The 19,571-nt window shown below is 48.2% G+C and carries 15 protein-coding genes and 1 tRNA gene; 11 read left to right on the top strand and 5 right to left on the bottom strand.

The genetic code is table 11. From position 1 onward, the window contains the following. Positions 1 to 35 precede the first annotated feature (35 nt). From BC792_RS05980 to BC792_RS05970, 3 genes are all read left to right on the top strand, one after another. Positions 36 to 2,369: a TonB-dependent receptor gene (locus BC792_RS05980; protein WP_148908074.1), complete on the top strand. Its 2,334-nt coding sequence runs from the start codon at positions 36 to 38 to the stop codon at positions 2,367 to 2,369. Positions 2,370 to 2,378: 9 nt separating this feature from the next. Then, a complete protein-coding gene (locus BC792_RS05975; RefSeq protein ID WP_148908073.1) occupies positions 2,379 to 3,005 on the top strand; it encodes a hypothetical protein in 627 nt (208 codons plus the stop codon). Between the two features lie 106 nt (positions 3,006 to 3,111). After that, positions 3,112 to 3,183, top strand: a tRNA-Arg gene (locus BC792_RS05970). A 21-nt stretch (positions 3,184 to 3,204) separates the two neighbouring features. Here BC792_RS05970 and xerD read toward each other — a convergent pair. Both xerD and BC792_RS05960 read right to left on the bottom strand, forming a co-directional pair. After that, complete coding sequence (gene xerD / locus BC792_RS05965) at positions 3,205 to 4,125, bottom strand: site-specific tyrosine recombinase XerD (protein WP_148908072.1); 921 nt, start codon at positions 4,123 to 4,125, stop codon at positions 3,205 to 3,207. 175 nt (positions 4,126 to 4,300) lie between these two features. After that, entirely contained in the window at positions 4,301 to 5,161 is an 861-nt protein-coding gene (locus BC792_RS05960) for a sigma-70 family RNA polymerase sigma factor (protein WP_148908071.1), read from the bottom strand. A 344-nt stretch (positions 5,162 to 5,505) separates the two neighbouring features. On the opposite strand from BC792_RS05960, the gene BC792_RS05955 reads away from it, so the two are divergent. Further along, complete coding sequence (locus BC792_RS05955; RefSeq protein WP_148908070.1) at positions 5,506 to 5,718, top strand: helix-turn-helix domain-containing protein; 213 nt, start codon at positions 5,506 to 5,508, stop codon at positions 5,716 to 5,718. A gap of 4 nt (positions 5,719 to 5,722) precedes the next feature. Here BC792_RS05955 and fmt read toward each other — a convergent pair whose 3' ends face one another. Continuing rightward, the gene (fmt, locus tag BC792_RS05950; RefSeq protein ID WP_148908069.1) at positions 5,723 to 6,637 is read right to left on the bottom strand and encodes a methionyl-tRNA formyltransferase; all 915 of its coding nucleotides are present in this window, start codon (positions 6,635 to 6,637) and stop codon (positions 5,723 to 5,725) included. A gap of 87 nt (positions 6,638 to 6,724) precedes the next feature. Here fmt and BC792_RS05945 point away from each other — a divergent pair, with 87 nt between their 5' ends. The 4 genes from BC792_RS05945 to BC792_RS05930 all read left to right on the top strand — a co-directional run bounded on the left by BC792_RS05945 (position 6,725) and on the right by BC792_RS05930 (position 11,858). Further along, positions 6,725 to 7,939, top strand: coding sequence for an ABC transporter permease (locus BC792_RS05945; protein WP_148908068.1), 1,215 nt, complete (start codon positions 6,725 to 6,727; stop codon positions 7,937 to 7,939). Between the two features lie 139 nt (positions 7,940 to 8,078). Then, positions 8,079 to 10,235 (top strand): cation:proton antiporter, encoded by a 2,157-nt coding sequence (locus BC792_RS05940; protein ID WP_148908067.1) that lies wholly within the window; start codon positions 8,079 to 8,081, stop codon positions 10,233 to 10,235. A 30-nt stretch (positions 10,236 to 10,265) separates the two neighbouring features. Continuing rightward, positions 10,266 to 11,528, top strand: a complete 1,263-nt coding sequence (icd, locus tag BC792_RS05935) for an NADP-dependent isocitrate dehydrogenase (RefSeq protein WP_148908066.1) — start codon at positions 10,266 to 10,268, stop codon at positions 11,526 to 11,528. A gap of 69 nt (positions 11,529 to 11,597) precedes the next feature. Then, positions 11,598 to 11,858 (top strand): hypothetical protein, encoded by a 261-nt coding sequence (locus BC792_RS05930; protein ID WP_148908065.1) that lies wholly within the window; start codon positions 11,598 to 11,600, stop codon positions 11,856 to 11,858. Positions 11,859 to 11,873: 15 nt separating this feature from the next. Here the strand turns inward: BC792_RS05930 and BC792_RS05925 are convergent, their stop codons facing one another. After that, positions 11,874 to 12,896: a LacI family DNA-binding transcriptional regulator gene (locus BC792_RS05925; protein ID WP_148908064.1), complete on the bottom strand. Its 1,023-nt coding sequence runs from the start codon at positions 12,894 to 12,896 to the stop codon at positions 11,874 to 11,876. Between the two features lie 346 nt (positions 12,897 to 13,242). Between BC792_RS05925 and BC792_RS05920 the strand changes: the two genes are divergently transcribed. Genes BC792_RS05920 through BC792_RS05910 form a run of 3 tightly spaced genes read left to right on the top strand, consistent with a single transcriptional unit; the run spans position 13,243 to position 17,790 of the window. Then, complete coding sequence (locus BC792_RS05920) at positions 13,243 to 14,724, top strand: xylulokinase (RefSeq protein WP_148908063.1); 1,482 nt, start codon at positions 13,243 to 13,245, stop codon at positions 14,722 to 14,724. Positions 14,725 to 14,731: 7 nt separating this feature from the next. Continuing rightward, complete coding sequence (gene xylA, locus BC792_RS05915; protein ID WP_148908062.1) at positions 14,732 to 16,060, top strand: xylose isomerase; 1,329 nt, start codon at positions 14,732 to 14,734, stop codon at positions 16,058 to 16,060. Between the two features lie 47 nt (positions 16,061 to 16,107). Next, positions 16,108 to 17,790 (top strand): sodium/sugar symporter, encoded by a 1,683-nt coding sequence (locus tag BC792_RS05910; protein ID WP_148908061.1) that lies wholly within the window; start codon positions 16,108 to 16,110, stop codon positions 17,788 to 17,790. A gap of 278 nt (positions 17,791 to 18,068) precedes the next feature. Here BC792_RS05910 and BC792_RS05905 read toward each other — a convergent pair whose 3' ends face one another. After that, positions 18,069 to 19,553, bottom strand: coding sequence for a RagB/SusD family nutrient uptake outer membrane protein (locus BC792_RS05905; RefSeq protein ID WP_148908060.1), 1,485 nt, complete (start codon positions 19,551 to 19,553; stop codon positions 18,069 to 18,071). Positions 19,554 to 19,571: the final 18 nt, after the last annotated feature.

Below are 19,571 nucleotides of genomic sequence, written 5' to 3'. Positions count from 1 at the left end.
TAACTCGAATTTATACCAAATAAAACAAAAAATAGATGCAGAATAGAGGCTTCTTGTCTGTACTACTTCTGGTTTTGTGCACATGTGCCATACAGGAGGGGCGGGCTCAACATAATTGCGAATTATACATTAAGGGCGTGGTATTGACAGATGGCGGAGAGCCGCTGGCGGACGCCGTCATACATACAGCACAGGGAAGATCGGCTTCCAGTGATAGGAGAGGACATTTTATGCTGGAGCGTGTCTGCCAGGGGGAGGTGCGTCTGACGTGTACCCATTTGGGCTATCGTTCTAGGGAATATAGCCTTCAGGTAGTGCGCGATACGGTACTTCGTGTCGTGCTGGAAGCAGATGCCATCCACTTACGGGACGTCGAGATAATCGGTAAGCAGGCCGAGACATTATCAGCCAGTATCCACCGCCTGTCACGGTCAGAAGCACAACAAGTGCGTGGTAAAACGCTTGGAGAGTCCTTATTGGATATCTCTGGAATGTCGACCATCGGCATGGGCAACAGCATTGTAAAGCCCGTAATCAACGGACTGCACAGCAACCGCATTCTTATCATGAATAACGGTATCCGCCAGGAAGGTCAGCAGTGGGGCGCCGAACATGCGCCTGAGATCGATCCGTTCGTCGCGGACCGGCTGGAAGTGATCAAAGGGGCACAAGGTGTGCGATACGGTGCTGACGCGTTGGGAGGGGTGATTGTCGCTTCTCCGCATGCGATCAATACCGAAGGCGGCTTAGGCGGACGTATCGATGTAGTGGGGCAGTCGAACGGCCGTGGCGGAACGTTGCACGGCATGCTTGAGGGAAATACCAAACGTTTTCCAAAACTCGGCTGGCGCGTTCAGGCCACCGGAAAGAAATTGGGCAATTATAAGTCGGCCGACTATTACGTCGGAAATACGGGGGTAGAAGAGCTCAATTATTCTGCAGCACTCCAATATCATGATAGATCGAACAAATTTGATATCTTCTATAGTCGATTTGGAACACAGCTCGGAATTTTTGTCGGAGCCCACATCGGCACCGTGGAAGATATCGAGGCGAGGATACAGCATGGAAGACCGTTTGAGGAATACGACTTCAGCTACTCCATCAGCGCGCCCCGACAAAAGGTAACGCACGACCTGCTTAAAGCCAGCTGGAAGTATCAGATAGACCCCAAAACCAATTTGGAAGTATTGTACGGTTTTCAGCGTAACCACCGGAAGGAATACGATGTACGCCGCGTGGAGTCGGACGACCTTCCGATGGCCGATATGGTGTTGACCACACAGTCGTTGGACGCCATTCTAAAACGTGGAAATACATCGTTTGGACTCCAGTCGCTCGTGCAGGTCAATAACAACACGCCGGGGACTGGCACGACGCCGATCATTCCTAATTTTGACAACTACACGCTGGGAGCATTCGGTATTCATCAGTTTCACATCAACAGGCTGCATGCCGAACTCGGCGCCCGATATGATTTCAAATATCTGGATGTCGCGGGCTACCGTTATCGACGGGATGAGGTGAATGAAGACGGCAGTATTGAACAGTATCTTCTGACGGACACGCGCCGATTTCATAACGCATCCGGTACGTTTGGGGTTCTTTACCACTTCAGTCCTCAATTGAGCTGGAAAAGTAATATAGGCCTCGCCTGGAGAGCTCCTTCAGCGAACGAGCTTTACAGTGACGGTGTGCACCATGGAAGCGCGACTTACGAGGTGGGCGATCGGCAATTGCGCAGCGAGAAAGGCTTAAAATGGGTAAATACCCTTCTTTTCGAAACGGAGCGGGCGAATATCACGTTGGACGTCCATGCCCAGATGATATACGACTATATCTATGCACAGCCTAATCCCGACACCATACGGCAGACCATACGCGGGACTTTCCCGATCTTTTCCTACAGGCAGCACGATGCCTTCTTTTATGGGGCGGACCTTAAGTGGACTTACCGCATGGGGGCAGGTTTCGACTATGGCGGCACAGCTTCTGTCCTGCGTGCAAGGAACATTTCGTTAGGCGCTTATTTACCCTATATACCTGCAGATCGACTCCAGCACGGCGTATCGTGGCACTTCGGAGAAGACGGAGAGGAGCAGGACTATATCAGGTTTGCCCACCGTTTCGTCGCGAGGCAAACACGCTATGAAGCTAACTCCGATTATGCGGCCCCGCCACCCGCATATCACCTGCTGGATTTTTACGTGAGCAGGCAGTTTAACTGGAACGCAGAAAAAAGGCTGGTGGCCCTTCTTTCTGTGGAGAACCTTCTAAATAAAGCATACAAAGACTATATGGACCGATTCCGCTATTTCACGCATCAGATCGGCCGGAATATTAATTTGAAAGTATCTTATAAATTTTAATTAGACATCATGAAAAGACTAAGCTTAGCTATTATCGGATTCAGTTTGTTGTTTCTGGCACCATCTTGTTCGAAAGATGACCCTACGCCCGAGGTAGACCAGGAAGAAGTGGGCGGGGCGACGCTAACGTTCACGGAGGTGAAACGTACTGCGCATGGGGACCATTATGACTACGAGGATATTGAAAACCCTGATCGGGAAACAGTAGAGTTTTCCAGCGATATGCTGCCTCCGGTGGGTGCGCACCTACATCTAGAGGTAGGAAAGACCTATCGGCTGGAACTGAAAGCCACGGATTTTGCGGGAAGAGAAACGCAACACACGTTTGTCGAGCGGGATGATATTCATCAGGCCTTTATTTTGGGCGCTCCCGAGGGAACACTTTCTTATGAGTATGCCGACAGAAAACCGGACGGAACCGTCGTCAATGTAGGGGTTACCGGATATCTGACCGTGGAGAAGGCAGCGAACAGCTTTGTTTTCCGCTACGTCCTTCGCCATCTCAACGCCGGCGTGAAAGCGGGTATTACCGCTGCCGATTGGAACAACAGCAACTTTACGCGATTTACCGGAGAGAACGACCTCGACCTGAAGGTAGAAGTGCATTTAGTAGAGGAGGGCGGTCACGACCACTAGTACTCAGGTGGTTATAATCGCGGCCGGATTTTTTCCTGTCGGTGTGCAAAATAATCTTTAAATAGATGTATGAAGTAAGATAAAAAGTATTATTTTTGCACGCAAAGTCTCCGTAGTTCAATGGATAGAATTTCAGATTCCGGTTCTGACGATGTGGGTTCGACCCCCGCCGGGGACACAAAGAGAGCTGATCGCAAGATCAGCTCTCTTTTTTATGCCTTGTACGATCAGAACGTGGGTGAAACTGCGTGATGACGGACTGTAGGTAGTCTCTGTCAACATGCGTGTAGATCTCTGTTGTGGTGATGCTTTCGTGTCCTAACATATCCTGAACAGCGCGCAGGTCGGCCCCCCCTTCGACGAGGTGTGAAGCAAAGGAATGCCGGAATGTGTGCGGGCTGATGGGTTTCGTCAACCCGATTTTTTTTGCGAGATCTTTGATGATCAGAAAGACCATTACCCGGCTAAGCTGCTTTCCACGACGGTTTAAAAACACGATATCTGCGTATTCTTCGCGGATGGGCATCCTGCCACGGATTTCATCGAGGTAGATCCGCAGGTACTTAATTGCCTGCTGGCCAATCGGGACGAGACGTTCCTTGTTACCCTTTCCCTCCACTTTGATAAATTCCACGTCGAGGAATAGGTTGGATATTTTTAAGGCGACCAGCTCAGATACGCGGAGGCCGCATCCGTACAGCATTTCAAGGATGGCCCGGTTTCGGGTGCCTTCCGGTGTAGAAACGTCAATAGCAGCAATCAGTGCGTCGATCTCCTGAATGTTGAGCACGCTTGGGATCTTCCTGTTTAGTCGGGGCGATTCCAGAAGATGGGCAGGGTTGTCCTTACGTTCATACTCTATCTGAAGGAAACTGAAAAATGTTTTGAGACCCGAAAGTAATCGGGCCTGCGTGAACGGAGAGATGTTATAATCATTAATAAAAACGAGGAACTGCTGTATCGTCTTGGTATCTACACTATCCAGCGATATTTGCTTGAAGCCACAATAAGCTTCAAGCTTCTGCACGTCATTGAGGTAGGCGTCAATAGAGTTTGGAGAAAGATTTCTTTCGAGTTGTAAGTATCGTTTGAAGTCGCCTTTAATAGCCTGCCAATTCATACGCTAAAGATAGGCATTCTACATCAAAATAGAATTTCATGACCAAGAGATAGTCCTGAGAGGGCCGCAGTCTTTAGATGGCAGAACGGGCGCGTTTTCCGCTATCACGGGAACGAAAAGGGCAAAAAAAATGCGCAGCCGGTAAGCTGCGCATCTCCAAATGTTGATTAGGGTTTTAACCTAAGTAAGATTTTAAAATTTTGCTACGGGAAGTGTGGCGGAGACGTTGAAGAGCTTTGTCTTTAATCTGACGTACGCGTTCTCTGGTTAAATTAAATTTCTCACCGATCTCTTCTAGTGACAACTGGTGATTGGTTCCTAAACCGAAAAATAACACGATAATTTCTCTTTCTCTTTCCGTCAACGTCGCCAGGGAGCGTTTAATCTCCTCAGAGAGGGACTCGTCAATCAACAGGCTGTCTGTATCAGGATCGCTATTTTCCAAAACGTCTAACAGCGTATTTTCTTCTCCCTGTACAAAAGGCGCGTCCATCGACACGTGTCTGCCGGAGTTACTCAAGGTATCTGACACTTTGTCTACGGTCGTTTCCAAAATGTCAGCTAATTCCTCCGGAGAAGGTTCGCGCTCGTATTCCTGTTCCAACTTCGAGAAAGCTTTGCTGATTTTACTTAACGAACCTACCTGATTCAGCGGTAAACGTACGATACGTGACTGTTCAGCGATAGCTTGCAAAATAGACTGACGAATCCACCATACAGCATAAGAAATAAACTTAAACCCTTTTGTTTCATCAAACCGTTTTGCTGCCTTAATTAAGCCTAAGTTGCCCTCGTTAATCAAGTCTCCCAACGTGAGACCTTGATTCTGGTATTGTTTTGCGACAGAAACGACGAAACGTAAGTTTGTTTTAGTTAATTTCTCCAAAGCCACCTGGTCGCCCTCGCGTATGCGTTGCGCCAGAATAACCTCCTCTTCCGCAGTAATTAAGTCTACTTTACCAATTTCATGCAAATACTTGTCAAGTGACTGCGATTCGCGGTTGGTAATGGATTGTGTAATTTTGAGCTGTCTCATCTAATGTATAAATACCTTTCTCTTTTGAAATGTCTGCAAAAATAGTAAATTCTACCGAAAATACCTTCATATGATTGTAAATTAATTACTCAGTATGAGGTAGTTAAGAAAAGAAGTTTATTGCTGTTATAACAGCAAAAATTATTCCAAATCCCTTTTCTCTAAGGATAAACGATGTAACAATTATTTTGTTTTCCTGACCGCCAAAAAAGCCCGGATTGTAACGCGTTTATTATGAAAGGCTTTAAACAAACCGGATCTTTGCATTTCGATATTCAATAAAACAAAAATAAGTCAGGATTGTTAGTAAGAAAATGGTTTAAATGTTTTAATAGATACAGACTATGCCTATCAGAATCCATTTAGATAACATCATGTCTAAAAAAAAGGTCTCGTTAAATGAGTTGAGCCAGAAGGTCGGAATCACCTTATCGAATCTTTCCATCATAAAAAACGAGAAGTCTAAGGCTATCCGGTTGAGTACCCTGGAGGCACTTTGCAGAGCATTGAACTGCCAACCAGGGGATATCATGGAATTTGTCGAAGAAGATAAGTAGGCGGCTACTCGAAGCGGTAGCCCCGCAGGAACTCGTCGATCTCCATTCTCTTCTTGCCTTCAAGCTGGAGTGACATGATTTGTAGTGCCCCATCTTCGGTGGCAAACGAAAGATAGGTTTTGCCATCCGTTTCGAAATCACCGGGGGCCTTGTCTATCCTAGTAGTCTTTGTTGTTTCAAAAATCTTTAATACTTTTCCCTGCAAATACGTAAATGCCGTCGGATAAGGGCTTAGTCCTCTGATCTGGTTGAAGACAACCTCCGTAGGACGGTTCCAGTCAATAAGGCAGTCGTTCTTAAATATTTTTGGTGCAGTTTTTAAGTTTGTCTCCGCGACACTGTCCTGCGAAATAGGGGTCACGCTGTTGTTTTTGATAGCGGCTACGGTCTCCAGAAGCACTTCGGCTCCTGCTTTCATCAGGTTGTCGTGCAGCACGCCGGCGTTGTCATTGGGCCCGATAGCTACTTTCTTGGAAAACAGGATGTGGCCTGTGTCGATTTCATGCTGTAAGAGGAACGTTGTCACACCGGAAAATGCTTCGCCATTGATGATGGCATGGTTTATCGGTGCGGCGCCACGATACTGCGGTAGCAGCGAGGCATGTACGTTAATCGTGCCGAGGGGAGGCATATTCCAGACTGCTTCAGGCAGCATCCTGAAAGCGACGACTACCTGCAGATCGGCCCTATAACGCTGGAGTTCCGATAGAAACTCGGGTGCTTTAAGCTTTTCGGGCTGAAGGACCGGAAGTCCCTTCTGCACCGCAAATTTTTTTACGGCAGATTCCTGCATTTTCTGTCCACGGCCGGCCGGTTTGTCGGGCGTCGTAATCACAGCCACCACGTTTTCGCCCGCATCGAGTAACGCTTCGAGAGAGGCAACGGCAAAATCTGGCGTTCCCATAAAAATGATCCGCATATTCTTGGCTTTTTTAGTATTGCAACCTACATGTCAACAAGTGACAAAAATTATTAACTTTGCGAAGTTACAAAATAAATACGCACGTTGAATTTTCCTTATTTTTTAGCTAAGCGGAGCCTGTTTACAGGGCGTCGGACATTTTCAAAGCTGATCGTTCGCGTGACCATCGGAGCGCTGGCTTTGGCTATATCGGCCATTATTCTCTCCGTGGCAATATTAAAAGGCTTTAAAACGGAGATTATAGAAAAACAACGTGGCTTTTTCGGCGATATTATCATCACAAAAAACGATCTGAATGCGTCGTACGAAAACCTGCCGATATCGCTCTCTTCCGACGACTTTAACCGCCTTAGCGAAGTTCCGAGCATCATGGATATCGCCCCGTTTGCGACCAAGGCAGGAATTATGAATGTGAAAGGTGAGGTAGAGGGCGTGCTGATGAAGGGAATTGACCGGCAGTATAACCAACAATATTTACAAAGGAATATTATAAAAGGGGATACCCTGAACTTTTCGGAAAGCGCAGCTACCCAGATTCTTATCTCTCAATATTTGGCTAATCGCCTGCAACTGGATGTGGGGGACAAATTTGTCATGTATTTTGTGCAGGAACCGATACGAAAGCGGCCGTTCACGGTTAAGGGTATTTACACCACTCACTCGGAAGAGCTGGACAAAACGTATGTTATCGGCAGCCTGGATCTTATCCGGAGGCTTAACAATCTCGCTGATAGCGAGGTCGGAGCCTACCAATTGCGTTTATCGTCCTTCGATTCTTTAGCTATCGCTACCTCCCAAATCAACAATCTGCTGCCGGCGGCGCTAAATGCCACGAATATTGTCGAGCAGATGCCCGATATTTTCAATTGGCTGAATATGTTGGACATGAATGACAACATTATTTTTGTCCTTATGGTCGTGGTGGCGGTCATCAACATGATCTCCGCTCTATTAATTACGATTTTGGAGCGTTCGTCGATGATTGGTATCCTGAAGGCGCTGGGCTACACCAATGGCGGCATACGGCGGGTATTTTTATATGGTTCGGCATATTTGATCGGTATAGGTCTGCTTATCGGCAATCTGCTGGCTTTATGTTTATATGTTTTTCAGACGAATACCCACTTTTTCAGGCTGGACCCCGCAACGTATTATATCGAGTATGTCCCGATGGCTATTTCCTGGCCGGAAGTGTTCTTCTTGAATGCCGCGGTAGCTGTCATCGGTCTCCTCACCCTGTTCATTCCGGCGATGCTCGTCAGCCGTATTTCTCCGATTAAAACCATACAGTTTAAATAACCGCAGGCGTTATCTCCACGCGACGCGAGCAGCTCCGTTTTTAGCTATTGTCTGCAACAATAAAGCGGTAGCTTTGTTAATGTAGTTAGGAAATCGGGGAAACTTTTCTTAATTTCCCAGCAAATAGCAAACAAGGTATATGGATAATTTTTTACATGAGATATCAGAAGCTTTTTCGAAACCCATTACAAATCCGGTACTCGTTTTTACCATCATACTAACCATCATTCTTATTTCTCCGATAATATTACGTCCGATCAAAGTGCCGGGAATTATTGGTCTGATTTTGTTTGGCGTTTTGTTTGGCCCTCATGGACTAAACTGGCTATCTAAAATTGACAAGGTGACATTGCAGGGCAATGGGGTGGATGCCATAGATCTGTTTTCGACAATAGGACTGCTGTATATTATGTTTATAGCGGGACTGGAGCTGGATATGAATGAGTTTAAGAAAACCAAAAATAAAAGTCTGCTGTTTGGTTTTCTGACCTTTGTCATTCCAATCAGTATCGGATTCCCCGTCTGTTTCTATTTTTTGGGGTACGACCTCTTGCCAAGCATACTGATAGCGAGCATGTTTGCTACCCACACGCTGGTGTCTTATCCTATTGTCAATAGCTACGGCGTGTCAAAGAATGAGGCCGTCGCCATCACGATCGGTGGAACAATCTTAACGGACACGGCCGTACTTATTATTTTAGCTATCCTGACGGGAGCGTCGCAGGGACAGCTGGATCAGCAGTTCTGGGTAACGCTGGGCGTGTCCTTTGCTGTGTTCCTGCTCATCATGTTTGGCATCATCCCGAAAATAGCCAAGTGGTTTTTCCAGAAAATCGAAAGCGAAAAGACGGCCCATTATATTTTCGTACTGGCCGTTGTGTTCTTTGCCGCGTTTCTGGCAGAGATAGCCGGTCTGGAGCCGATCATCGGTGCGTTTGTGGCCGGACTTGCTTTAAATAAGCTGATTCCCCACTCGTCGGCATTAATGAATCGGATAGAATTTATTGGGAATGCGATCTTTATTCCGTTCTTTCTGATTTCGGTGGGTATGATTGTCGATGTCAGCGTACTGACGAAAGGACCGATGGCACTCATCATCGCCGGAACGTTGACACTTGTGGCCGTGACCGGCAAATTCCTGGCGGCGACAGCGACAACGATTCTTTTCAAATATTCCAAAAACCAACGTAATCTGATTTTCGGTTTAAGCAATGCACATGCGGCGGCGACACTGGCCGTCATCATGGTAGGGTATGACAGAGGTATTATCGATGAAAACGTGCTAAACGGTACCATTTTGCTTATTCTCGTGACCTGTATTATCGCGTCACTTGTCACAGAGAACGCGTCGCGGAAGATCGTCGTGGAGGGGCATCAGGACGACGAACACGTCGAACATGTGCCGGAGCACGAAGAGCAGATCCTGATTCCCATAGCGAATCTGGATAAGATGGAGCCTATATTGGATTTTGCGACTTTGATTAAATCGAAAAAGTCGCATCACCCGTTGAACATTTTGAGTGTCGTAGCCGACAATGAGCAGGCGGAGCGAAACATGGCAAACGCCCGAAGAAACCTAGACAACATGGCCCGGTACGCGTCCGGTTCGGAGACCGAGGTGGAGCTGCTGACGACGATCGACTATAACATTGCCAGTGGAATAGGACGGACATCCAAGGAGCTGTTTGCCGACTGCCTAATTCTGGGCTGGCCCAGTGCAACGTCATTTGTAGAAAAAATTGTGGGTGAAAAGACAGAAAGTATCTTAAACCGCACGGATGCAAATCTATTTATGTGCAGGTTGGATAATCCGTTTCTCTCTCATAAGTCGATCACGATTTTTGTCCCTCCGTTAGCAGAATCGGAGGTCGGATTTGAGTATTGGATGGAGAAAATGGTTAAGCTGGCGCAGGAGCTGTCCATTCCTTTGATGTTTGTGTGCGACACCCGGACACAAAGCGCTGCTGAAGGCGTTTTGGAGATGGTACAGACGAGTGTGCCTTTCACGTTCAATAATTATGAAGACTGGGATAACATCTTTGGACTGGCGACATTCAGCAACACGGATGCCTTGCTGGTATTCGTTTCCGCCCGCTACGGGGAGGTGTCTTATCGGGATTCCCTTGATGGGCTCGCCAAGCGTGTAGGACGTTACTTTAGAAATCAAAATCTCATTTTAATATTTCCGAGCCGGCGCGAAAACCAACATATAGACGACTACGAAGATGTACAGACGGCACCTATCTTCCGCAAAATCAGCCGGGAGATCGGAAATATGTTTAACAAGGACAGGTAACAACGACAGACAACTAAAACAACATATACGATGGAGAACAAAATCACAATGGGGGCCGACGGACGTTTACACGTTCCGGAACGGCCGGTTATCCCTTTCATCATCGGCGATGGTATAGGGCCGGATATCTGGCGGGCTGCTGTACGTGTGTTTGACCGCGCCATTGAAAAATGCTACAACGGGAGCAAGAAGATCATCTGGAAGGAGGTACTCGCGGGGGAGAAAGCATATAACGAACGGGGGAGCTGGCTCCCCGACGAAACGCTGCAGAGCTTCCGCGAGTATCTTGTAGGCATAAAAGGCCCGTTAACGACACCAATCGGCGGGGGCATCCGTTCGTTGAATGTTGCCCTGCGCAAAGAATTGGACCTGTATGTATGTCTACGGCCAACCAAATGGTACGATGGTGTGCCATCTCCTGTCAGGCGCCCCGAACTGGTGGATATGGTTGTGTTCCGCGAAAATACGGAAGACATCTACGCCGGTATCGAATTTGCTGCCGGAACGCCCGAATCCCGCACGATCCAAAACTTCTTAGGCGAAAAACTGGGCGTAGATTATACGTTCTCGGACGATACGGGTGTAGGTATTAAAATGGTGTCGGAGAAAGGATCGAAACGGCTGATCCGTGCAGCTATTGAGTATGCTATAGCCCATAGGAAACCTTCGGTAACCATCGTCCATAAAGGTAATATCATGAAGTTTACCGAAGGAGCCTTCAAACAATGGGGGTTTGAGGTCGCAGAAGAAGAGTTTGGCGACCGCACCTATACATGGGGACAGTGGGAGCGAACGAAAGAAGAAAAAGGACAGGAAGCAGCAAATCAGGAACAGAAGGAGGCAGAGCAGTCAGGAAAGATCATCGTAAAGGATATGATCGCGGACAACTTTCTTCAACAAATTTTGCTTGCTCCCCGTGACTTCTCCGTCGTAGCCACCTTAAATCTCAATGGCGACTATATCTCGGATGCGCTAGCGGCGATGGTCGGCGGCATAGGTATCGCGCCGGGGGCCAATATCAACTACAGCACAGGGCACGCGATTTTTGAAGCGACCCATGGAACAGCGCCCCGTTTTGCGAATACGGACACCATGAACCCGTCCTCCGTAATTCTGAGCGGCGTTATGATGTTGGAGTACCTCGGATGGCAGGAAGCCGCCGACACCATAGTTGGCGCCCTCGCGGAGACCATTAGAGACCGAACCGTGACGGTAGATTTCTTTAATCTGATGGACGGCGCAACGCTGCTTAAAACAAGCGAGTTCGCAGATAGAATTATTGAAAAAATTTAAAAGAAAAGGGGGCTGTTTCCATCGCCTGTTTCAAAATAGGGGAAGGAGACAGCGCCCCCGTTTCCGGAAATGTATAGAACGCCCTTACCAAAATACGTTCGTGAGTCTACCGTGCTGACGGAAGGAGAGAAGATGCAGCTGGCTGCATGCGAACGTCTTCCTGACGATGCCGAAATAGACGACATGCGCATGCACCCTGATATCCGCGACATCCTCCAGGCCTTCATTGGAGACGAAGGAACAAGAAGCACGCACTTGCAGTTGGCAGCAAAGCGGTATCTTGCTCGGGGAGACGTCCATACCGCCTGGAAGGTCTTACTTCTCTTATGATGGCCGCCGGCACTGCTATTGTTTACGGCGGGTGGAAGCTCTGGCCAGGAGCAAAGGCTCTAGCACCACCGGGGTTATGTTGTTTTCTGCCAAAGGACTTTGTTCGATGATTTTTAGGAACATCTTGGCACATTCTTTTCCCATTTTGATGGCCTGCTGATCAATGGTTGATAGGCTGGGAATGATATGCTCAGAGAAATTTTGGTTGGCAAATCCTATGACACCGATCTCCGGCGGCGTGATGCCCTTTTCATGTAACGCCTTGATGATACCCAGGGCAACATAGTCGTCGCCTCCGATAATAGCATCGGGTTGATTCTTCAGGCCCATGAGCTGTTGCGTTCCTGCATATCCGCCTTCGACGGTTAGCTCGCCGAACACCGCGTGTTCCGGTGTAGGTGGGATGCCGGCTTCCCGAAGAGCCCGTTGATATCCCTCAAACCGCTCCCTGAAAATTTTGATGCTGTGCCGTGTGGTCAGGTAGGCAATGTTGCGGTAACCCTGATCCAAAAGGTGCTGTGTCGCCAGATAGCCCGCATACTCGTCGTCTATTTTTACATTTGGCGATTGCAGGTCGTCGTGCGTACGGTCGAAAATGATAAGCGGTTTGCCCTCTTCCTTGACTTTTTCGAAATGGGAGACATCCTGGGTCTCCAGCGACATCGAGGCGATGATACCGTCGACCTGCGCCTCCAGCAAGGTAGCGATCCCGTTTTTTTCGGATTCCAGAGATTCGTTCGTTTGATAAAGCAGGATGCTGTAGCCGAACGACTTTAAGTACTTTTCCAGTGCGTGGATGACCGAGGCAAAAAACTGAATCTGGGCACTGGGTACTAATATGCCGATAATATAGGTCTTACCGGACGTCAAGGAAGAGGCTATTTTATTCGGCCGGTAATTCAGCTTTTTGGCGGTCGCGAGTACGGACGCACGCGTGGATTCGCTAATGGTCGATATGTTGTTAAGTGCACGCGATACCGTGGAAACCGTTATATTCAGCTCCTTCGCGATGTCATAGATAGTTGTTTTCTTTGCCAAGGTTGATCAATAAAAATTTATTCGTAAACTCGTTGTGTACTCCCTGTTCGACCGTCATCCTAGCCCCCGTCCGCGGGCCATCTCCGGCATCGGTAGGCGTTTTATCCGTGGGATTATCAGCTAGAGGAGACCCGACGGGGCTCATCCTGCTGTTCGCTACCGCGCCATGAATCTACCTCGTATGCAGGGGTAGGCCTTGTCCATAGACCTTTGTCGATGCTCCCTTTTAGACTTGCGCAATCTGACAATACTAACAATTTTTATCCATAATGCGCAATAAGTGTTGTAAATATAAAATTTTATAAATATTTTTATGCAAGCGGTTGCATAAAATAACCAAAACTATATGTTATTATTAGGAATAGATTTAGGAACCTCGTCGATCAAGGTATCCGTGGTAGATGCCATAAGCAGAAGAAGGATTGCGTCGGCGCAATATCCGGAGTCGGAGGCAGAAATTTTATCGGCCCGGCCAGGGTGGGCGGAGCAGCGTCCTGAAACATGGTGGATGCATACCAAGGCGGCCATCCTGAAGGCCCATAGTACTGGACTTTACAATCCGGAAGAGATCGGAGCAATAGGCATCGCTTATCAGATGCACGGCCTGGTGATCGTGGATCGCAGTCACCGTCCCCTGAGAGACGCCATCATCTGGTGCGACAGCCGGGCTGTGGATATTGGTAACCGTGCTATGTCTGAGCTCTCGTCGGGTGGTTTCCTGAACAGCCACTTGAACTCGCCGGGAAATTTTACGGCGTCCAAGCTTGCCTGGGTGAAGGAGAACGAACCGCAGGTATACGAAAAGACCTTCAAATTTATGCTACCCGGCGACTACCTTAGCCTGCGGCTGACGGGAGAGGTGAACTCCAACGTCAGCTCTATCTCGGAAGGTATCTTATGGAATTTTAGCGAGGGGAAGCTGTCGGATACGTTGCTGAAGTATTATGGTATCCATACGGATCTCGTACCGGCTATTTTGCCTGTGTTTTCACGCTACGGACGGGTATTGCCGGAGGTTGCCCGGGAACTCGGACTGTCGTCAGATGTCTTCGTCACGTTCAAGGCGGGAGATCAGCCGAACAACGCGCTGTCGTTAAATGTGCTGGAGCCGGGAGAGGTGGCTGCGACGGCAGGTACTTCGGGTGTTATATATGCCGTCACCGACGAACTTGTATGCGATGCTGCATCGCGGGTTAATACATTTGCGCATGTGAACCATACGGAGGAAGCGACACGGCTGGGTGTGTTGCTCTGCATAAACGGTACAGGGATACAAAATAGCTGGATAAAGCAGATGACTGCCAGCGACTTGGATTATAGTGCCTTAAATAATTCTTCAGCCTCCATAGCAGTCGGATCGGAAGGCATTCGCGTGCTGCCTTTCGGCAACGGTGCGGAGCGTATGTTTAACAATAGGATCGTCGGGGGGCACCTGGAGAACCTCGACTTTGTGCGTCACGGAAGGGCTCATCTTTGGCGCGCTGCGCAGGAGGGTATTGCCTTTTCCTTCCGTTATGGACTGGATATACTGCGGGAGAATGGACTGAATCCCAGCGTAATTAAGGCCGGCCATGCAAACCTCTTCCTCAGTCCGGTTTTCCAACAGTCTTTCGCCGGCGTTACCAATGTGCCTGTAGAGCTGTACGACAACGACGGGAGTGTAGGGGCGGCATTGGGAGCGGGGCTAGGGGCCGGTGTTTTTGCTAACCGCGAAGAGGCTTTCTCCGGACTAGAGCGGCAATTGACTGTCGAACCTGCACAGGTTGCCCTGTACGATGAACTATATGCCGATTGGAAAAATTGTCTAGAACGTAAATTATCAAATTGATTATATAATGGGAGTTTTATTAGGAAACGAAGAGTATTTCAAAAATGTAGGCCAGATCAGTTATGAAGGCCCTGAATCAGACAACCCGCTGGCCTTTCGCTGGTATGACGCAAACCGTGTCGTTGGCGGAAAGACCATGGCGGAGCATTTTAAATTTGCATGTGCATATTGGCATTCTTTTAATGGCGACGGATCCGATCCATTCGGTGGCGCAACGCACTTTTTTCCATGGAACCGCAGGCAGACGGCTCTGGAAAGGGCACAGGACAAGATGGATGCCGCATTTGAATTTATGACCAAAATGCAGCTGCCCTATTATTGTTTTCACGACGTGGATCTGGTAGATTATACGGACGACGTGGTTTCAAACGAGCGCAATCTCGCTGCCATCGTTGAATACGCGAAGGAAAAGCAGGCGCAAAGTGGTGTGAAATTGCTGTGGGGCACTGCAAATCTGTTCAGTCACCACCGCTATATGAACGGGGCGGCCACTAATCCCGACTTCCATGTGTTATCCCATGCTGGAGCTCAAGTTAAAGCTGCGCTGGACGCGACCATTGCTTTAGGCGGAGAGAACTATGTTTTTTGGGGCGGACGCGAAGGATATATGTCCCTTTTGAATACAAATATGAAGCGTGAGCAGGAACACCTTGCCCGTTTCCTCCATATGGCCAAAGACTATGCCCGCAAGCAGGGCTTTAAGGGTACATTCTTTATTGAGCCCAAACCGTGTGAGCCAACGAAACACCAATACGACTACGATGCCGCGACGGTCATCGGCTTTTTGCAGAAGTATGATCTTCTGTCGGATTTTAAACTCAATCTGGAAGTGAACCACGCCACGCTGGCGGGGCATACGTTCCAGCATGAGCTGCAGGTGGCGGCCGACGCCGGAATGCTCGGATCGATCGACGCGAACCGCGGAGACTATCAAAACGGGTGGGATACCGACCAATTTCCGAACGATTTACATGAACTTACCGAGTCGTTACTGATCATTCTCGAAGCAGGAGGTTTACAGGGCGGTGGCGTGAACTTCGACGCAAAGATCCGCAGAAACTCCACCGATCCGGAGGACCTGTTTTACGCCCACATCGGAGGAATGGACAATTTTGCCCGCGCACTGGTGATAGCCGACAACGTCCTACAGCAATCCGACTATAAGAAAATACGTGCAGCGCGGTATGCGAGCTTCGATAGCGGAGCCGGCGCTGACTTCGAACAAGGGAAGCTGACGTTGGAGAACCTTCGCGACTACGCTGCTCAACACGGTGAGCCGGCGATGGTTAGCGGCCGACAGGAATATTTAGAAAATTTAATTAACCGGTTTATTTAGTTTCTAATTTCTTTTATTACCTTCGTAATCGTGATCAAATAAACCGTATGAATAATATACTATCAACCAAAGATTACTTGGTATTCCTTGTCTATTTCGTGATTGTCGCTACCTATGGTATATGGGTGTATAACAAGAAACGATCGAGAGTGGTAGGGGGAGATTCTAAGGACTACTTTTTGGCCGAAGGTTCGCTCACATGGTGGGCTATCGGCGCGTCGCTAATTGCTTCCAACATCTCGGCAGAACAGTTTATCGGCATGAGCGGTTCGGGGTTCAAGATGGGATTGGCTATTGCCACCTACGAATGGATGGCTGCCATTACGTTAATTATTGTGGCCGTGTTCTTTATACCGGTATACTTAAAGAATAAGATCTTTACGATGCCGCAGTTTTTGAACAAGCGCTACAATGGTACCGTTGCCATGATTATGGCGGTCTTTTGGCTGATGCTCTATGTAGTAGTTAACCTGACGTCGATCTTATATCTTGGGGCATTGGCCGTGAGTAGCATTTCCGGCTTCAATCTGGAAGTCTGTATGTATGCAATCGCGGTCTTCGCGGTGATCATCACCCTCGGCGGAATGAAAGTAATCGGGTACACAGATGTTATTCAGGTTTTCTTCTTGATTCTGGGAGGGCTTGCAACAACATATCTCGCGCTGAATCTTGTCTCGGATCATTATGGGGGAGAAGGCGTTTTAAACGGTTACGGTATTATGGTGGACAAGGCTTCTGAGCACTTCCACATGATTTTCACACCGGACAACGAGAACTATCTCGATCTTCCGGGGCTGTCTGTGCTGATCGGGGGGATGTGGATCGTAAACCTCAACTACTGGGGGTGCAACCAGTATATCACGCAGCGCGCCCTGGGTGCAGACCTGAAGACCGCACGGAACGGGATCTTATTTGCAGCGTTTCTGAAACTGCTGATGCCCATCATCGTCGTGTTGCCGGGTATTGCCGCGTACGTGCTATGGAAGGATGGCTTGTTCCAGGCAGAAATGCTTCAGGGAGGTGAAGTCAATCCGGATCGGGCATATCCTGTGTTGTTGAACTTGTTGCCATCGGGGCTGAAAGGACTTTCTTTTGCTGCCCTTACCGCTGCCGTAGTAGCTTCGCTGGCGGGTAAGGCCAATAGTATTGCGACGATATTTTCGCTGGATATCTATCAGAAGGTGTTCAACCGGTCCGCCAGCGAACGGCAGCTGGTAAATACAGGAAAGATAACGATTATTGTCTCGATGATCCTGGCTGTCTTGATCGCACCCCATCTGGGTATTGATAAAAAGGGAGGCTTTCAGTATATCCAGGAATACACGGGCTTTGTCTCTCCGGGGATCTTTGCCATGTTTATTCTGGGATTCTTTTGGAAAAAGACCACATCGAATGCTGCTTTGTTTGCAACGGTAGGTGGCTTCCTGCTGTCAGTGTTCTTCAAGTTTTTGCCGACATTTGCAGATTTATCGTTCTTAAGTCCTACCGGATTTTCCGTATTGAGTCCGATCAGCGGCCTTTACGAGATTCCTTTCATCGACCGTATGGGATTTGTCTTTGTGATCTGTATCATCGGAATGTATATTATCAGTAAGATAGAGAACGCCCGCGGTGTTGTGCCGAAAGGACTGGAAGTGGATACGAAGATGTTCAGGGCCCATCCCGGATTTGTTGCCGGAGCGCTCCTGGTCGCGTTGATTACGGCAGCTTTGTACGCTATATATTGGTAATAAGGCTTTCTATAAAGCAAAAAGAGCTTGCGCATCGCGTAAGCTCTTTTTGCTTTATATGACTTTCCGCTCTTGTTAAAACTTTTGGGGGTACCTACATCAGCCAGAAACGCTACACGTATGTTTTCTAATCGTCATGAGACGACGGTCTCCCGGTTATTGCGCGCAATCTACTTAGGGAAAACGACGAAGCAACCAGCTTTGGAATCGCTGATTGCTTCGTTTGAGGCTGATAGACCGGCAACGGACGCTTTCACCGGTCAAACTCGGTTATGCCATTAATATCCGGGGTTTTGCTGTGCTTTGATGCCTGGATTTGCATTTATCTCGTCAAGAGGAATCGGTAAAATTGTCTTGTAGAACGTTCTATCGATAGTCTTTTCTCTGTGGATGGTGGAAATCGCACCAAGATCGTCATCGAATGTGATGGATCTATTCCATCGCATCATGTCGAAGAAACGATGTCCTTCCGTAAAGAGCTCCTTGCTTCGTTCATCAGCGATCATATCCATATTGATCGTAGCCGGGGTTGCTAGGGCTAGGTTAGGAGACCGCTTCCGTATGGCATTTAAATAGTGTGCCGCCTTTTCTTTATCGGAGGATGAAAGCTTTAACGCGGCTTCGGCAGCAATTAAATAGATCTCTGATAAGCGGATCACTTTAATGTTTACCGCCGTGCTGTTCCCCGTTTTTTTATCTCCCGCTAACACTGTACTCCCGCTATATTTATAGCTTGATCCGAGGCGTTCACCCGGATGAGTTGAAGTTTCACTGAGTTCATCAGGAGCCATGACCGACCACCTGACGTCTTCTTCGTCTTCGGCCAGCTTATCTAGGAAATTCGTGCTCGCAGTAAAATATCCTAAAATGGCGGAACTTCCGTGCGCTGCTCTCCGGTACATGGCTCCCAGCGATGAGTTTCCTAAATCTCCTTCATTGGGATAAACCCCGAGTTCCAGTATGGATTCTGTTCCGAATTCTGTGGTCCAGGATTCTGCCCATTTATCGTTCTCATATAAGGTGTATACATTGGAGTTGATAACTTCCTCAGCTGCGGCTAAAGATTGTGTAAAATCCTCCATATACAGATAGACCCGGGCCTGCAGGGCTTTGTTGGCGTAGTAATTAATAAAGCCGTTCGCCTTTGTTTTGCTCAGTAAGTCTTCTGCCGCCTTTAGATCCGTCGTAATCTGCTGGTAGTTCTCTTCTACCGTATGGCGGAGTTCCTGCGCGTCGCTGTTAAGTAGCGTCGTTACGTTGGGTACACCGAAGGCGTTCTTATTCTCCGCGTAAGGTTCGCCATAGAGCCGGACAAGATCAAAATAGATCATCGCTCTAGCGGTTAACGCTTGCCCTAAGTGGTTGTCAAAGTTTTCGGAGCTTCCTGCGGCCTTTAGCTTTTCGATCGACTCAATAAGATTGTTGATTTGCGCTAAACAGTGGTATCCCTGTGACCAGATGGAAGAATAACTATTTGCGGATTCACTATGGTTGAATACGTACAGGTAGTCGTATCCACGTCCCTGGGAAGTAATCGTTACATCTCCACCTTTAGCATCTGCGTACAACGGAAAGTTCCGCCCATAGTATGAAGCGCTCGCAAGCTTGCTCATCAGTCCGTTTACTATAACTTTCGCATCCGCGGCTGTGGTTATTGCTGCTCCCGCATCTGCAGCTGTAGTGGGTTCGACATTTAGGAAATCGCTGCATGAGGAGGCTGCAGCCATGTAAATCAAACAGGGGATTAAAAATATCTTTTTCATTGGATTCGTTTTCAAAAG

This window comes from Sphingobacterium allocomposti, from assembly GCF_008124885.1.
Lineage (GTDB): Bacteria > Bacteroidota > Bacteroidia > Sphingobacteriales > Sphingobacteriaceae > Sphingobacterium > Sphingobacterium allocomposti.
This window is presented reverse-complemented; position numbering and strand designations above follow the sequence as displayed.

Excerpts from the sequence above, each read along its gene's own strand:
- BC792_RS05940 (WP_148908067.1), top strand. The coding sequence starts at position 8,079 with ATGGATAATTTTTTACATGAGATATCAGAAGCTTTTTCGAAACCCATT.
- BC792_RS05910 (WP_148908061.1), top strand. The coding sequence starts at position 16,108 with ATGAATAATATACTATCAACCAAAGATTACTTGGTATTCCTTGTCTAT.
- BC792_RS05930 (WP_148908065.1), top strand. The coding sequence starts at position 11,598 with ATGTATAGAACGCCCTTACCAAAATACGTTCGTGAGTCTACCGTGCTG.
- BC792_RS05975 (WP_148908073.1), top strand. The coding sequence starts at position 2,379 with ATGAAAAGACTAAGCTTAGCTATTATCGGATTCAGTTTGTTGTTTCTG.
- BC792_RS05980 (WP_148908074.1), top strand. The coding sequence starts at position 36 with ATGCAGAATAGAGGCTTCTTGTCTGTACTACTTCTGGTTTTGTGCACA.
- fmt (WP_148908069.1), bottom strand. The coding sequence starts at position 6,637 with ATGCGGATCATTTTTATGGGAACGCCAGATTTTGCCGTTGCCTCTCTC.
- BC792_RS05905 (WP_148908060.1), bottom strand. The coding sequence starts at position 19,553 with ATGAAAAAGATATTTTTAATCCCCTGTTTGATTTACATGGCTGCAGCC.
- icd (WP_148908066.1), top strand. The coding sequence starts at position 10,266 with ATGGAGAACAAAATCACAATGGGGGCCGACGGACGTTTACACGTTCCG.
- BC792_RS05955 (WP_148908070.1), top strand. The coding sequence starts at position 5,506 with ATGCCTATCAGAATCCATTTAGATAACATCATGTCTAAAAAAAAGGTC.
- BC792_RS05920 (WP_148908063.1), top strand. The coding sequence starts at position 13,243 with ATGTTATTATTAGGAATAGATTTAGGAACCTCGTCGATCAAGGTATCC.
- xylA (WP_148908062.1), top strand. The coding sequence starts at position 14,732 with ATGGGAGTTTTATTAGGAAACGAAGAGTATTTCAAAAATGTAGGCCAG.
- BC792_RS05960 (WP_148908071.1), bottom strand. The coding sequence starts at position 5,161 with ATGAGACAGCTCAAAATTACACAATCCATTACCAACCGCGAATCGCAG.
- xerD (WP_148908072.1), bottom strand. The coding sequence starts at position 4,125 with ATGAATTGGCAGGCTATTAAAGGCGACTTCAAACGATACTTACAACTC.